The following is a 15,749-nucleotide window of genomic DNA, read 5'->3' as shown; positions in this document are numbered from 1 at the left end:
ATATAGAAAGCTTCCCGGCTGATATTATCAGCGCGCGCGCCTTTGCCCCGCTGGATCGGCTCATCGCACTTTCGCACCGCTTTTCCACAGAAAAGACGGTTTGGCTCTTACCAAAGGGTAAAAATGCGGTAAGGGAGTTGAAGGGCCTGTCGCCAAAACGGCAAAAAATGTTTCACGTGGAACATAGTTTGACCGATCCGGACGCCGGTATATTGGTGGGAAAGGGCTAGAAACCAGTTTTTTAAGGCAGAACTGACAATGGTTCGTATCGCAATAGCCAATCAGAAAGGCGGTGTGGGTAAAACCACCACTGCGATCAATATGGCTACCGCGCTGGCTGCCAGCGGCTGGAAGGTGCTGCTGATCGATCTGGATCCGCAAGGCAATGCCTCCACAGGCCTGGGATTGTCGCAGGGCGATCGGGTCAATAGCAGCTATGATCTTCTGATCAACGATGTGCCGCTCGCCGAATGCATCAACCAGACGAAGGTCCCGGGGCTGGAGATTGTTCCCGCCACCGTCGATCTGTCCGGTGCCGAAGTCGAACTGGTCGAATTTGAAGAGCGGACTCACCGCCTCAAGAAAGCCCTGGATTCCGCGGACAACGGTCGATGGGACATCATGCTGATCGATTGCCCGCCATCGCTCGGCCTGCTCACCTTGAACGCAATGGTCGCGGTCGAATCGTTGCTGGTACCGCTACAATGCGAATTTTTCGCACTCGAGGGCCTCAGCCAGTTGCTGCAAACCGTCGAACGAATTCGTGCCCGCTTTAATCGCCAGCTTTCGGTGATGGGCGTGGTCCTGACCATGTATGATCGCCGCAACAAGCTGACCGAACAGGTATCCGATGATGTCCGGGCCTGTCTCGGCGAGGTGGTCTTTGATACCGTGATCCCCCGCAACGTCCGTCTCTCCGAAGCGCCGAGCCATGGGCTTCCCGCGCTGATCTATGATTATCGCTGCAGCGGATCGGTCGCCTATATTGATCTCGCCCGCGAGCTGATCGGGCGCTTGCCCGATCGAAAGGTGGCTGCGTGATGTCTGACGATCAAGCCTTGAATGACAAGAGCAAAAACGCGCCAAAACGCGCAACCGGGCTGGGCAGGGGGCTGAACAGTCTTTTCGGAGACATTCAGAGAGAAGAGCCGATCAATAGCGGTGAAGTCGCCGACGCTACAGCGTCATCGACGGCCATTGATGGTCTGCGCTCGATCGCAATATCGGATATAAGGCCCAATCCCGATCAGCCGCGGCAGACATTTGATTCCGATGCACTGGATGAACTGGCGGACAGCATGCGGCAACGCGGCGTGATCCAGCCGATCGTGGTGCGCCCGCATGGCAAGAATTTCCAGATCGTCGCTGGTGAACGTCGCTGGAGAGCCGCCCAGCGCGCGCGCCTGCACCAAATTCCGGCGGTCGTCCGCAACCTCAATGATCAAGAGACGCTGGAAATCGCAATTGTCGAAAATGTCCAGCGCAAGGACCTCAACGTCATTGAGGAGGCGGAGGCTTATGCCAGGCTGAGTCAGGATTTCGGCCACAGCCAGTCGCGGCTTGCCGAGATTATCGGAAAGTCACGCAGCCATATTGCCAATCTCATGCGCTTGCTGGAATTGCCGGACAGCGTGAAGGCGCTGGTTGTCGATGAGAAATTGACCATGGGCCACGCCCGTGCGCTGATCAACGCGCCCCATGCCGCAGAACTGGCGCAGCAAATTGCCAAGCAGGGATTGTCTGTGCGGGACGTCGAGCGGATGGTCCGCAAATCGCTGGCAGGCGACAAGCCCGCTTCGGCAAAGAAGCGGGCGACCCTGTCGGAGGCCGATGCCGATATTCAGGCACTCGAAACCCATCTGGGGGATTTGCTGGGGCTGAAGGTGATAATCCAGTCGCATGGGCAGGGTGGCAACATGACGATCGAATATGCCAATCTCGATCAGCTTGACCTGATTTGCCAGCGGCTTACCGGCGAGCATATTTAACAATATCGACATCCTATCGGGTTGTAACCACCAGATCGCGCTGCGGCTCCCTAGCCGTGATTGTCAAACTATCGCGGATTATATCGTTGTTTATTAATAGGATAAACAATTAACAGCGAATTAACCATGAGTTTCAGCAAAGGCTTATTCTTTCCCGAGGATAAGGGCCGCTGAATGTTGATGCAGGCGATAGCTGACCAGTGGGTTTGGTCTCTACACCGCATGTGTCCTTTCAATAACGTAATGAAATATAGGGACCAGTAACTATGTCAAAACTTATCAAGGCCGCTTTGGCTTCTTCCGTGCTCGTGGCTTCCGTCATGAGTGCAAATGCGGCGCATGCTGCAACCGCATCTGCCGACGCACGCGCGAATATTCTGCAGCAGGTAACCGTCGCATCCGACGGCAGTGATCTTGACTTCGGTACGATCGTAACCGGCGCCGCTGCCTCGACCGTATCGGTCAGCGCAGGCGGCCGTGCCTGCGGTGCCGGACTCGTCTGTTCGGGTGCCTATTCAGCAGCGGGGTTTGATGTATCCGGTACGGCGGGTGAAACCGTTAGTGTAGCGTCGGATCCCACTGTTACGCTGAACAGCGGATCGAACAGCATGACCGCGAATATCGTTTCGAGCGTTTCCACGATGACCTTGACCGGCGGCGTGGGCTCTTTCAACGTCGGCGGCTTGCTCAACGTCGGTGCCAATCAGGCTGATGGTGCCTATACCGGTACGTTCAACGTGACCGTCAACTACAACTAGACACCGGACTGCCGGCCCCCGGGCCGTCGATCGGGTCGGAACGAGAGCCCGCTTGCGACCGCAGTCGCGAGCGGGTTTTCCATGTCCGGACGGTTCCAGTTTGCCGAGTGCGCAATGGCATAAATCACCCATGGTTAGCGCTTTGGTAACCCTCTTTGTTCATAAGAGGGGCGGGGAACAGGCGCTCAAGACACGCCTATCCGTACGACCAGCAAAGACGGAGAATATCATGACCGACCAGGGTTACAGAATATTGAAGACATGGGGCATCGGATTGACCGCCCTTGCATCAGCGATGACATGGGCAAGCATGCCGGCAAAGGCCGCAGGCGATCTTTTGGTTGCACCGACGCGTGTCGTGCTCGACGGCGAGCGCGGCACCGAAGTGATATTGAATAATATCGGATCGGAAACCGCAACCTACCGGATTTCGCTGGAGTTGCGCCGGATGACAGCCGACGGCCGCCTCGAAGAAGTCAGCGAAGATCAGGCCAATGAAATAGAACAAGCGGCCCAGGCGATGATCCGTTATGCGCCCCGCCGCGTCGTTCTACCCCCCAATCAGCCGCAGGCCATTCGACTGGGCGTTCGCGCGCCTGAAGGTCTGGCCGACGGTGAATATCGGGTGCATCTGCTGTTCCGCGCCATTCCCCAAGCCCGTTCCGTGACCGACGAAACAGTACCGGATGGCGGTTTCACCATCGCGCTCACGCCTATCTATGGCGTCACCATACCGATCATCGTTCGCTACGGAAATTTGCAGGCGACGGCAGCCATCGCCAATGGCCGGATGGAGAAGGATGTCGATGGCCAGGCCTTTGCCTTCGACCTTAGCCGGTCGGGCGATCGGTCCACCTATGGCGAGATCCGGATCACGAAACCAGGTGTCAGCGAGCCGGTCATGATTGCCCGCGGCATCGCCGTCTATCCGGAAGTGACCAAGCGGACCGTCACCTTGCCGGTGCCACCGGAAATTGCCGCCCAACTCAGCGGCCCGATTTCGGTGGCATATTATGAATCGGCAAATGATGGCGGCGCGCTAATCGCGCAGTCCGACATGGTAATAAGATAAATACTATCTATCAATGACTTATACTGGCTTCACACCGCCAACGAGTCATGATGCTAGTCATGGGACAACGCCATAATATCATCAACCAGGGCTTCGCGGCACTGGCCAGAACCGCCGGGATCATTGCGATCCTGGCGGCTTCGCTGTTTGTGGCAGGTCCGGTGCATGCGGACAGCAACTGGTCTGCCAGTGATGATGATGCTCTGTTGTTTGATCTGCGGTCTGGCAATTATCGGCTTGGCAATGGTGTCCGAGGCTATCAGACCGACAATGGTGTCTGCGTGGATCTCGCCGATATCATTATCGCCATGGATATTCCCCTTCGTCTCGATAAAAAGTCGCGCCGCGCAACTGGCTGGATCTTTTCCGAAAGCCAGACGCTGACGATCGACCGCGACAATGATATGGTACAAAAGGTGAACGACAGAAGGAAACTGCTGTCCGGGCAGATTCATGACGTGCCGGAAGGCTGGTGTGTCAATGTGAACAGCCTGTCGGACTGGTTTGACATCAATTTCACCCCTGATCTTTCCAATGCCTTGCTGACGATCAAATCCGACAGCCAGCTGCCGTTTGAGCGTGCACTGGCGCGCAAGGAACAGGCCGCCAAAATCCGGCCCCGCAAGAGTTTCGATCTGTCCGCTCTTCCCCAATCAACCGAGCCATATAAATTCTGGCGAACGCCGTCGGTGGATGCGGTGATATCGGCCGGAGGCCTGAGAGACAAAAGATCGGGGCAACAATTTGACCTGCGCTACGAGCTTTACGCTTCCGGCGAAGTCGGCAAGGCCAGCTTTGATGCCCGGCTTTCCTCGGACAGCAGCGGTGTGCCGGAAAATCTGCGGGTTCGGGCCTATCGCACCGATCCCAAAGGTGCATTGCTCGGACCACTGAAGGCAACCCATTTCGCACTCGGCGATGTATCGACATTCTCCACCCCACTGGTGTCCCAGTCTGTGGCTGGTCGCGGCGCATTGGTGACCAATCGTCCGGTCGACCGGCCTGACAATTTCGACCGTACCAGTTTCCGGGGAGAATTGCCGAATGGCTGGGACGCCGAACTCTATCGCAACGGCCAGTTGCTGGCCTTTGCCGAGAATCGCACCGACGGTCGCTATGAATTTATCGATGTGCCGCTGCTCTACGGCCAGAATCGCTTCGAAGTTGTGCTCTATGGGCCACAGGGCCAGGTCCGTCGCGAGACAAAGGTCATTCCGGTGGGTCTGGATTCCATTCCCCCCCGAAAAACCTATTATTGGGCCGGGATTCACGAAGCCGGCGAGGATCTTATCCAGCTTGGCGAGGCTTTGCCGCTACGTCAGGCCGGTTGGCGGGGAGGCTTCGGGCTGGAGCGCGGGCTCAACGCCAAAACTTCGGTTGCAGCCTCGCTGTTCAGCCTGAAGATCGAGGGTCAGCGCTTTGACTATCTGGAAGGATCGGTCCGCCGAGCGGTCGGGCCGGCTTTGCTGGAATTGTCGGCTGCGTCGGACCTTGGCCGCGGCATGGCGTTTCGCGGGCAGTTGCTGGGCCAGCTTGGTAACAGCTATATCACCGCTGAATCGGTCTGGGCACAAGGCGGCTTTATCTCCGACCGTATCGAGAAAAATGTCAAATCCCGGCACAGTCTGGCCGTGGACCATAGTTTCCAGATCGGCAGCAAAGCTGTGCCCGTGCATATTGACGCCCAATATGAAACGCGTTCCGACGGACGTGACAATCTCGATATAACTGGCCGAATGTCCCTCAATCTGGCCCGGCTGTCGCTGACCGGGGAGTTGAACTGGGAAAAGAGCTTCAGCGATTTCGGACCCGATCCGTCCGCCCGTCTCAGCGCCCGGCTGCTCGCCAATGGCCGGATCGGGAAGGTCCGGCTGCGCGGAGAAGCGGTCTACCGTCTGGCTCCGGAAAAGCGCTTTGAACGGGTCAATTTTACCGGCGAATGGCGGGCTGGGGAGCGGTCGGACTGGCGCGCGGAGCTTGGCTATGATGCCGGGCTGGACCGGGGACGCGCCGGCATCGGTATCATTCGTCGCTTTGAACGTTTCTCGCTCAGCGCCAGCGCCGAAGCCGCTACTGATGGATCGATAGCGGCCGGACTCAATCTTGCATTCAGCCTCGGTCCCGATCCGCGCAGCGGCAAATTCCGCTTCTCGAACAGCAAGCTGGCCAATAACGGACAAGCGCTGGCCATCGTGTTTCATGATACAAACCGGGACGGGATCCGCCAGCCGGGTGAAGCACTGGCGGAGAATGTCGAGCTGACCGGCGGGCAGACGGTTGCCTTGACTGCCACCGATGTCAATGGCCGCGCGGTCATCGACAATCTGCAGCCGTTCCGACCGGTTCTGATCGGCATTGACAGCAGTAGCCTGCCCAATCCCTATGTCCAGCCCGCCTCACCCGGTGTCGTGATCACCCCGCGTCCCGGCGTTGCAATGACGGTCGAGTTACCGCTGGTCAGTGCCGGCGAAGTCGAGGGTACCCTGATCCGCAGCGGCGGCGGCACGATCGCCGGCGTCGGTCTGGAACTCCTTGATCTCGAAGGCCGTGTGATACGTGAGACCCAGACCGAGTTTGACGGGTTCTTCCTGTTCGATGGTGTGCCGTACGACCAATATACCCTGCGCATCGCCAGCTTGTCGGCGCAGGCGATCCAGGCGCCGGCGATGCTTGCGGCGCGTATAGTGGTAGATGAAGACAATCAGGTGGCCCGGCTGGGGGCAGTGGCGGTTGGCAGTCTCGGCCATATGGCGCATGTTGCGCGATCAAATGAGGAAATCAGTCCTTGAAGGGGAAGACTGCGGTTCTTGTAACGTCTGCATTTTCTGTTACTGATCCTGCTTTCGTGTCGATCAGGAACAACCCATGCAAGTCATCGCCAATGGTATCAATATCGAAGCCGAAGATCACGGTAAAGCTGAAGATCCTGCCATATTGCTGGTCATGGGCTATACTGCCCAGCTGATCTACTGGCCGATGGATTTTGTTCATGGTCTGGTCGACAGGGGGTTTCGGGTCATCACCTTTGACAATCGCGATGTCGGACTATCCTATAAATTTGATGGTGTGCGAGGGCCCAACCCGATCCGGCAGCTGATTGCCAAGCGATTTTTCCCGCGGCGCCAGATGGCTCCTTATAATCTGAGCGACATGGCAAAAGATGCGATCGGTGTGCTCGATGCCTTCAAAATTGAACGTGCGCATATTGTCGGCGCGTCGATGGGCGGCATGATCGGGCAGCTGATGGCGGCGGACCATGACGATCGGGTGCTGTCTTTTACCCCGATCATGTCCTCGACCAACGGCCCGGGCCTTCCCGGCGCCAAGGCCGAAGTGCGCAAGGTGCTGATGCAGACGGCGCGAGCGAAAGCGCGGACTCCGGACGAGGCACTGGAACTGGGGCTGGCCTTTTCGTCGCTGATCGCATCGGAGGAAGGCCGCAGCCGTTCCGAAGAACGCAGGGCGATGATGAAACTGGCGCAGGAGCGTGCCTTTTATCCGCCCGGACCGAAGCGCCAGATGGCAGCGATTATCGATACCGGCAATTTGCGGCCGGTGGCCAACCGGATTGCCGTGCCGACCATGGTCATTCACGGCGCTGATGACCCGCTTATTCCGTTCGCTTGCGGTCAGGATATTGCGGCCAATGTCAAAAATGCCCGTTTCGAACTGGTCCAGGGCATGGGCCATGATCTGCCGCCGAGCAAATTGCCGGAAATGGTTGATCTGATCGCAGGCCATTGCCGAGCGGTCTGACGGGTCATTCAGGGACTGGCAGGCAGTAAGTGATCGTGCCGCCAGACATCCGGATTTCGCTCGGTTGTGCCGCCATCATGTCGCCATCGACCTGAAAGGCAGCCAGGCGCGATGGTTCGGTTTCTGCCGTTATCACGAGACTGTGCGCGGGCAGGGACTGGACAAAATCAAGCCGCGCCGGATCGCGGCCCAGTGCGACGGCGGCCTAAAAGCGGAAGAAATCCCGACGCCGCGCCTGGCCGAGCGAGATGATATGGAACAGCTCTGATGCCATCGTAGCGGCCGGAGCCAGCGTCCAGTTACCGGCATAATGACGGGCCTTGATCACGTAGAAGGCAGCGCTGGTTAGCTGCGTACGGGTTCCGTCGGGGCCATCCACCAGCAGGGAAAAGCGCAGTTGGGGCCAGTCAGCGAGCAGCTGCACCAGCGACCAGGCATAGGCGACCCCACCGATGCGCTTCTTTAGCGCCGGACTATGGCGGGCGACTGCCTGGCCATCCGGGCCGGCGCTGATGCATGCGACAAAGGGCATATTGTCGCTGCTGACCAGCGGCGCCTGTAGCCGGGCTTTGTCCCCGGCAAGAAAACCCGCCATGATCTCGCGAGCGAATTTTTCGGGATCGGAAGAATAGCCGAGTTCTCTCGCTACCAGATTGACGGTGCCGGCAGGGAAGACGCACAGCGGTTTGGTCAGGCCTGATTTGGCCATTGATGCGACGACTAGCCGCAGGGCCCCATCTCCGCCAGACACACAGACCAGATCGCATTCCGGAAATATTTCGAAACGGCCGCTTTGCTCGGTCCGGCCCAGCCGCACCTGCGCTCCGCACGCCTGAAACGCATGGGAGAGAACATCGAGACGAAATTCGTCATGGGTGCCGGAGGCGGGATTGTGGATGAGCTCGACCAGCATCGACCTTCCATGGCCGGGTGGAGGGCGGTCCGTCAATCGTTGATCGGCAAGCAAATTATCAAGCGCCCCGAAGGGCCGCTACCCGCCCGCAGCCCTATGCTGGCACCTGCAGACGCTGCAATGCGATCTCTTTCGCGGCCTTGTAACCCGCCTTGCCATTGGCGGCGCGCGGAACCTCATCGACCAGGACAAAAGCACGGGGAGCCTTGTAATCGGCCAGTCTGGTGCGGACATGTGCGGCCAGCGCCGCTTCGTCAAACCGGGCCCCGTCGGCCATTGACAATATCGCCGTCACCTTCTGGCCAAAGCGTTCGTCGGGCAGGCCGATAACCAGACAGTCGTAGACCGACTCATGCGTCTTCAACGCTTCCTCAACTTCCTCGGGGAAGATTTTCTCGCCGCCGCTGTTGATGCAGGCAGAGCCGCGTCCCAGCAGGGTGATCGAGCCATCCGCCTCGACTGTCGCAAAGTCGCCGGGAATCGAATAGCGGACGCCGTCGAAGGTTCTGAAGGTTTCTGCGCTCTTGGCTTCGTCCTTGTAATAGCCGAGTGGCACCATCCCGCCGTTGCAGATCAGGCCCATTTCTCCCGAACCCGGTGTTACGGGTTTGCCTTCTTCGGTCAGGACTTTGGTTGTCGGGTTCATATCGAACTTGGCGGTCTGATCGGTATCGACATTTTCCGCGGTGGTGATCGAAACGCCCATGCTGCCTTCGGTCGAACCCATGCTGTCGACAATCGCCATATGCGGCAAGTGGGTGAGCAGCCCCCGCTTGACCTCGGCCGACCACATCACGCCCGAAGACCCCATCATCGCCAACGATGACAGATCAAAGGCTTGTCCTGCCGCCTTGGCATCATCAAGCGCTGCCAGCATTGGCTTGGCAAAGACGTCGCCGACAATGGTGATATCGGTAACCTTCTCGTCCTGGGCCAACTGCCACAGCGCGGCGGGGTCGAAATGACTGTTGTCGGACAGGATCACGCAGCCGCCCAGACTGTGTGGAATCATTGCGCCAATCCACATGCCGGTGCCGTGCATCAGCGGGCAGGCGGGTATCGCGCGCGAAACCGCACCGGCGGCATGCAGCTGCTGGACCAGTGGGCCGAAGTCGGAGGCATCAGATGGCGGTGTCATCATGCGCATCTCGAAACCTTTGGCGAGCAACGCGCTGGCAAAGGTCTGGTGATCATACATCACGCCCTTGGGCATGCCGGTGGTGCCGCCGGTATAGAGCATGTACAGATCGTCATTTGACCGTTCGATCACCGGCATCGGCTCTGCCTCTTGCAGTGCCTCTTCATAAGAGACCGCACCGTCGAGATGCTCGCCCGATCCGTCGTCGATTTCGAGGAACAGTTTGACCTGTTCGAGCTGGTCGCGGATCGCTGCGACGCGCGGGGCGAATTGCGCCTGGTATACCAGAGCCTCGCTGTCGCTGTTGTTGATCACATGGGTCAGCTCCGCTTCCAGATAGCGGTAGTTGACATTGACCGGGCAGATGCGCGCCTTGAACGCCCCGAACTGGGTCTCCAGATATTCTGCCGCATTATAGGAATAGATCGAGAGTTTCGCGCCGGCCTCGAGACCATGGTCGGACAGCACCTGGGCGACCCGGGCAGCGCGATTTTCATATTCGGCCCAGCTATAGCGCTTGTCACCATCGATGATCGCCGGTTTGTCCGGAATCGATTCTGCAATATTCTCCCAGATATCGGCCATTTGCCAGGTCATACGAATCTCTCCCGATTATTTTTTGGGAGAATAATCACATCGCAAGTTTACGCAACCACTGGTAGATGCCCGGACTCAATCGACGCTGTCTATGGTTGGGTGACAGCGGCCAGTTCCGCGCGGATTTCCGCGCTATGTTCACCCAGTGCCGGACTGGGGCCGCAGGGTGAAAGCTTGCTGCCACCGAATCGCGCTGGCGGCGTGACATGCTGCACCTGGCCGAGCAGCGGATGATCGCATATTTCAAATATTTCCATTGCCAGCACCTGCTGATGGGTAGGCAAATCCGCGAGTGACAGACAGGCAGCGGCCGGCACATCCTGTTCGGCGAGGCCGGCGACCATCTCGGCACTGGTCAGCCGGGGTTCTTCGCTGGCGATGATCGACGCCAATTCTGCCATATGGATGCTGCGATTGGCCATGCCCTTATATTTTTCCACGCTCTTCAGATCGGCGCGGCCGACCATATCGAATACCGTCTCCCAATGGGCGTCGGTCATCGCGGCATATGCAATGGCACCGTCGGTTGTTCGCAGCGGCAGCTGGTAATAGTCGGCGAAAGGGGCACCATGGGCGACATCCTCATCTTGAAACGTAATGTGCATGCCGCCGTCCGGCCAGAGCAAGGCGATACAGCTTTCGAGCATCGACAGGTCAATATGCTGGCCGCTGCCCGTGCGTTCGCGGGCGAACAGGGCAGCGGTAATCGCCTGCGCTGCGGTATAGGCGGTGACCTTGTCGCAGATCAGGGTTTTGACATAGGCAAAGCCTGCGGGATGACCCTGCAAGGTCATGAATCCCGCCATGGCCTGCATCACATGGTCATAGGCGGGGCGGTTCGCCAGCGGCCCTTCATGCCCAAAACCGGTGATCGCGCAATAGATCAGCTCCGGCTTTTCGTCACGCAGCGAATCGCTGCCCAGCCCCAGCCGGTCCATCACCCCCGGCCGATAATTGTGGATCACCACATCGGCCTGCAGGCAAAGCTGACGGGCTTCTGCGACATCTTCTACAGATTTGAGATCGAGCGTGATCGACCGCTTGGCGCGGTTGCAATTGTGGAACAGACCGGAAATACCCGCTTTCTGGCTACCCAGCCAGCGCATCGGATCACCGATTCCGGGCGGCTCGACCTTGATCACATCGGCGCCCTGCTGCGCGAACATCATCGTCGCCAGCGAAGCCGTGATCATGGTGGAAAATTCGACGACCTTGATCCCGGCCAGGGGCTGCGTTGTTGCTGTCATGCGATCCTCAATCCTGACTCCGTTCAAGCAGAGCCCGATCAGCATATGGCGCTAATCAACGCTGGACAAGCTCAGGATGGATAGGAGAGTGTCATTCGTCCAGATTGGCTGACAGGCGTTCAAAGGCGGTAAGGAAATCTTCCTTGAAGCCCTGCACCACCTGCCCCGCGGTCATCTGTTCGTTCATCAGCCCAACGCCTTGGCCGACCCAATAAGTGGCAAGATCCTTGGCACCCTGATTGTCACCCTGGCTGAGCTTGTCGATCATCCGCAGCGGCGGCTCCGCCACCAGCGACTGCAGCGGCATCGGCAGCGGTGTCGGCGCATTGTCGGCTTCCCATGCGTCGGTCCAGGGCGAGCGCAGCTGCCGCGACGGTTTGCCGGTGCGGGACCGGGCCCGGACCGTGTCACGCGATGTCGCTGCGAGCATCTTCTCCTTCACCACCGGATTGGTTTCCGCCTCGACCGTGGTCAGCCAGACCGACCCGCACCAGACGCCGCTAGCGCCCATGGCCATGGCTGCTGCCATTTGCGCACCGGTGGCGATGCCGCCGGCAGCAAGCACCGGGGTTTCATCGTCGATTGCGGCCAGCGCATTGCAGACTTCCGGGATCAGCACCATGGTCGATATCTCGCCTGTATGACCGCCCGCTTCACCGCCGACCGCGATGATGATATCAACCCCGGCGGCCACCTGGGTCATCGCATGTTCTTTCGTGCCAATCAGCGCCGCGACCGGAACATCGTGCTTCTTGCCAAGGTCGAGCATCACTTGCGGTGGAATGCCGAGGGCATTGGCGACCAGCCCGATCGGGTGCCGGAAGGCGACTTCCAGAATTGCCGCCGCGGTGCCGCCGCGCAGATTGTCGGTAAAGGCGACCTGCTCCCGGCGGATCGCATCAATATCTTCGGCGATACGCCCGGCATCGACGCCGTGGCGTTGCAGGATCGCATCGGTAAAACGTTTCATTTCTTCCGGGATCATCGCGAGCACGGCGTTCTGATCCAGCTGCTCTCCTTTTCCTTCAACCTTGTTCGGGACGATGATGTCCAGGCCATAAGGCTTGCCATCGACATGGGCGTCGATCCAGCTGAGCTCTTCCTCCAGCATTTCCGGCGAACAATTGACGCCGCCGAACACGCCCATGCCTCCGGCCCGCGAGACAGCCGCCACGACATCGCGGCAATGGGAGAAAGCGAGAAGCGGAAATTCGATACCGAGCAGGTCGCAGATTCTATTGTTCATTGGTTTGTTTCCGTTCGTGCTGAGCCTGTCGAAGCATGTTTGCGCATGACCTGCCCTTCATCGGATCAGGGCAAACGGCAGGGGTCATGCTTCTTCGTTTTCCTCATCCGCGACAATCTCCAGGATCAGATCATCCGCCGCAATCTGCTTGCCCGCGGTCGCCGCGACAGTCTCCACCGTTCCGTCAATCTCGGCAAGAATTTCATGCTGCATCTTCATCGCCTCGAGCACCGCCAGCTTGTCGCCCTTGGCAACCCGGGCACCGGTCTCGACCAATATCTCGAGCAGCAGGCCGTGCATCGGCGCGACCACGGTGCCGCCGCCGCCAGCCTCTTCCATCGCGCTGAGGCCGGTCAGGTCAGTGACAGTCAGCGACCGGCTGGGCAGCGCGAGATAGAGGGTGCGGTGATCGTCAAAATAAATGGCTTCGACGGTGCGTCCGTCCACTCGCAATTTCGCGCGGTCAGCGGTCAGGCCCATCAAGAAAATATCGACTTCGTCGTCACCCGACATGACTCGATACTGCCCTGGGCGATCAACGTGGACATGGATGGTCTGGCCATCCTCGCCATCGTCATATTGCACCACGGTCTCCAGCGCACCGGTGTTTGACCAGTCGAGCATTTCCGGATTGACGTTAAGCGCCAGCCTGTGCGCTGCCTGTTGTCGCAACTTGTGATGGATGACCGCAGCGATTGCGTAGGAGGAAAAATCATGGGCTCCGAGATCGACACCATCTTCACCATAATTTTCGGCGATAAACGCAGTCGTCGCTTCGCCCTGCACAAAATCGGGCCGGTCGAGCGCATCGATCAGGAAGTCGCGATTGGTTTTCGGGCCGAACAGGGCGGTTTCCGACAAGGCCTTGATCATCCGCCGCCGGGCTTCGTCGCGGGTGGCCCCATGGGTGATGATCTTTGCGACCATCGAATCGTAAAAGGGCGAAACCTCGCCGCCGCTTTCAATCCCGCTATCGACCCGCGACAGGCCGGACGGTTTCCACAAATGGACCGGGCCGGTACTGGGCAGGAAATCATCCGCCGGATCCTCGGCATAAAGCCGGACCTCCATCGCATGGCCGGTGAGGGTGATGTCTTCTTGTTCGAGGCCCAACAAGTCGCCTGACGCAACTTTCAGCTGCAGCGCGACCAGATCGAGACCGGTGACTTCCTCGGTCACGGGATGCTCGACCTGCAGCCGGGTGTTCATTTCAAGAAAATAGAAGGCACCCGACTGGTCGAGCAGAAATTCGACGGTACCCGCACCGACATAGTCAACCGCTCTGGCGGCCTCCACCGCCGCCGCGCCCATCTGCTCGCGCAGTTCTGGCGTCATGACCGGACAGGGGGCTTCCTCGATCACCTTCTGGTGCCGGCGCTGCACCGAGCAATCGCGTTCGCCGAGATGGATGGTGTTGCCATGGCTGTCGGCAAAAACCTGGATCTCGACATGGCGCGGCTTGATGATCGCCTTCTCGAGGATCAACTCGCCATTGCCAAAGGCATTTTCGGCTTCGGAGCGGGCCAGCTTGATCGCATTGGCTACTTCGGCGAGATCATGGACCAGCCGCATCCCGCGGCCACCCCCACCGGCCGCCGCCTTGACCATCAGCGGTACGCCGATTTTCTCCGCTTCGCTGATGAGCACGTTATCCGCCTGATCATCACCCTGATAACCCGGCACACAGGGCACACCGGCTGCAATCATCGCGCGTTTGGAGCGCGCCTTGTCACCCATCACGTCGATCGCCTTTTCCGGCGGGCCGACAAAGATGATGTCGGCATCGGCGCAAGCTTTGGAAAAGGCCGCATTTTCCGAAAGGAAACCATAGCCGGGATGAATCGCGTCGGCACCCGTATCCTTGGCTGCCTGAATGATCTTGTCGACCAGCAGATAGGATTCATTCACCGGCGCCGGCCCGATCGGCACCGCGTCGTCCGCCATCTGGACATGTGGGGCATTGGCATCGGCATCGGAATAGACCGCGACCGTACGCATGCCCTGCGCCTTGGCGGTGCGCATCACCCGGCAGGCAATTTCACCGCGATTGGCAACCAGGAGCGTGTTGATTCTTGTCATAAATAATCCTCGTCATGCTGAACTTGTTTCAGCATCTCGTGAGATGATGAAGGCGAAAGATCCTGAAAAAGGCTCAGGATGACGATGATGGGATAATGCTGGCTGTTCATTCCGGCTTCACCACCCAGGATGGTTTGCGCTTTTCGAAAAAGCTGGCGACTCCCTCTTTGGCTTCGTCACTGACCATCCGGTCGGCAAAATTCTCGGCGGCCAGACGGATCACCTCGTCGCGCGGCTTGCCGGTGATCTGGCCAAGCAGTTCCTTGGTCGCGGCCACCGCCCCAGGCGCCGCACCGAGCACCTGCTTGCGGATCTGCATCTCGATCGCCTCAAGGCCGGCGACATCACCGGCAAGGAAATCGGCAAAGCCCAGCGCATGTGCCTCGGTGCCGTCGAACCTCGCGGCGGTCAGCATCAACCGGCGACCGGTGGCATAGCCGAGCTTCTGGATCACGAACGGCGATATCTGCGCCGGTGTCACACCAATGGCGGTTTCCGTCATCGCGAAGCGTGCTCCGCTTTCGCAGATGACAACGTCGGCGCAGCAAGCCAGCCCAAAGCCGCCTGCCATGGCCGCGCCCTCGATCAGCACGATCACCACTTGTGGAGCGCTGTTCACCAGATCGAAAATTTCCGCCGCACCGCTCGACATCTTGATGATCGCCGCACGGTCGCCGCTCTGCTGGAAATTCTCCTTGAAATTCTTCAGGTCCGCTCCGGCGCAGAAAATGCCGCCGCGTCCGCGCAGGGTGATACCGCGCACGCTTCGGTCGTCGCGTACGCTCTTCAGGACGGCCGCCAGCTCTGCGACCAGCGCATCGCTCAGCGCGTTGCGATTGTCCGGCTGGTTGAGCCAGATGGTGAGCCAGCCCTGTTGGAGTTCCAGTTCGAGTGTTTCGGTTTTGGGAAGATCGGTCATAGCTTGTATCCCTGCGAAGGCAGGGATCCATCTCCT

At 59.1% G+C, this 15,749-nt stretch carries 13 protein-coding genes and 1 pseudogene; 7 read left to right on the top strand and 7 right to left on the bottom strand.

Annotated features, from left to right (window positions below; genetic code table 11):
• From ACEW8J_RS08630 to ACEW8J_RS08600, 7 genes and pseudogenes are all read left to right on the top strand, one after another.
• Nucleotides 1-230 (top strand): annotated as a pseudogene (locus tag ACEW8J_RS08630) (16S rRNA (guanine(527)-N(7))-methyltransferase RsmG); the annotation flags it as partial.
• A 28-nt stretch (nucleotides 231-258) separates the two neighbouring features.
• On the top strand, nucleotides 259-1,041 hold the full coding sequence (locus ACEW8J_RS08625; RefSeq protein ID WP_373491229.1) for a ParA family protein: 783 nt from the start codon (nucleotides 259-261) through the stop codon (nucleotides 1,039-1,041).
• Nucleotides 1,041-1,988 (top strand): ParB/RepB/Spo0J family partition protein, encoded by a 948-nt coding sequence (locus ACEW8J_RS08620; protein WP_373491228.1) that lies wholly within the window; start codon nucleotides 1,041-1,043, stop codon nucleotides 1,986-1,988. The genes ACEW8J_RS08625 and ACEW8J_RS08620 overlap by 1 nt, the downstream gene beginning before the upstream one ends.
• Nucleotides 1,989-2,254: 266 nt before the next feature.
• Entirely contained in the window at nucleotides 2,255-2,746 is a 492-nt protein-coding gene (locus tag ACEW8J_RS08615) for a DUF4402 domain-containing protein (protein WP_373491227.1), read from the top strand.
• A gap of 229 nt (nucleotides 2,747-2,975) precedes the next feature.
• On the top strand, nucleotides 2,976-3,818 hold the full coding sequence (locus tag ACEW8J_RS08610; protein ID WP_373491226.1) for a molecular chaperone: 843 nt from the start codon (nucleotides 2,976-2,978) through the stop codon (nucleotides 3,816-3,818).
• A gap of 59 nt (nucleotides 3,819-3,877) precedes the next feature.
• On the top strand, nucleotides 3,878-6,607 hold the full coding sequence (locus ACEW8J_RS08605) for a collagen binding domain-containing protein (RefSeq protein ID WP_373491225.1): 2,730 nt from the start codon (nucleotides 3,878-3,880) through the stop codon (nucleotides 6,605-6,607).
• 76 nt (nucleotides 6,608-6,683) lie between these two features.
• A complete protein-coding gene (locus tag ACEW8J_RS08600; protein WP_373491224.1) occupies nucleotides 6,684-7,574 on the top strand; it encodes an alpha/beta fold hydrolase in 891 nt (296 codons plus the stop codon).
• A 4-nt stretch (nucleotides 7,575-7,578) separates the two neighbouring features.
• Here ACEW8J_RS08600 and ACEW8J_RS08595 read toward each other — a convergent pair whose 3' ends face one another.
• The 7 genes from ACEW8J_RS08595 to ACEW8J_RS08565 all read right to left on the bottom strand — a co-directional run bounded on the left by ACEW8J_RS08595 (nucleotide 7,579) and on the right by ACEW8J_RS08565 (nucleotide 15,713).
• Complete coding sequence (locus tag ACEW8J_RS08595; protein WP_373491223.1) at nucleotides 7,579-7,710, bottom strand: hypothetical protein; 132 nt, start codon at nucleotides 7,708-7,710, stop codon at nucleotides 7,579-7,581.
• 69 nt (nucleotides 7,711-7,779) lie between these two features.
• A complete protein-coding gene (locus ACEW8J_RS08590) occupies nucleotides 7,780-8,487 on the bottom strand; it encodes a diacylglycerol kinase family protein (RefSeq protein ID WP_373491222.1) in 708 nt (235 codons plus the stop codon).
• 94 nt (nucleotides 8,488-8,581) lie between these two features.
• Complete coding sequence (locus tag ACEW8J_RS08585; RefSeq protein WP_373491221.1) at nucleotides 8,582-10,222, bottom strand: acyl-CoA synthetase; 1,641 nt, start codon at nucleotides 10,220-10,222, stop codon at nucleotides 8,582-8,584.
• 89 nt (nucleotides 10,223-10,311) lie between these two features.
• Nucleotides 10,312-11,469, bottom strand: a complete 1,158-nt coding sequence (locus ACEW8J_RS08580) for a CaiB/BaiF CoA transferase family protein (protein WP_373491220.1) — start codon at nucleotides 11,467-11,469, stop codon at nucleotides 10,312-10,314.
• Nucleotides 11,470-11,560: 91 nt separating this feature from the next.
• Nucleotides 11,561-12,715, bottom strand: coding sequence for an NAD(P)H-dependent flavin oxidoreductase (locus ACEW8J_RS08575; protein ID WP_373491219.1), 1,155 nt, complete (start codon nucleotides 12,713-12,715; stop codon nucleotides 11,561-11,563).
• Nucleotides 12,716-12,799: 84 nt separating this feature from the next.
• A complete protein-coding gene (locus tag ACEW8J_RS08570) occupies nucleotides 12,800-14,794 on the bottom strand; it encodes an acetyl-CoA carboxylase biotin carboxylase subunit (protein ID WP_373491218.1) in 1,995 nt (664 codons plus the stop codon).
• A gap of 106 nt (nucleotides 14,795-14,900) precedes the next feature.
• Entirely contained in the window at nucleotides 14,901-15,713 is an 813-nt protein-coding gene (locus ACEW8J_RS08565; protein ID WP_373491217.1) for an enoyl-CoA hydratase-related protein, read from the bottom strand.
• Nucleotides 15,714-15,749 lie beyond the last annotated feature (36 nt).

The organism is Parasphingorhabdus sp., assembly GCF_041748495.1.
Classification (GTDB): domain Bacteria; phylum Pseudomonadota; class Alphaproteobacteria; order Sphingomonadales; family Sphingomonadaceae; genus Parasphingorhabdus.
This window is presented reverse-complemented; position numbering and strand designations above follow the sequence as displayed.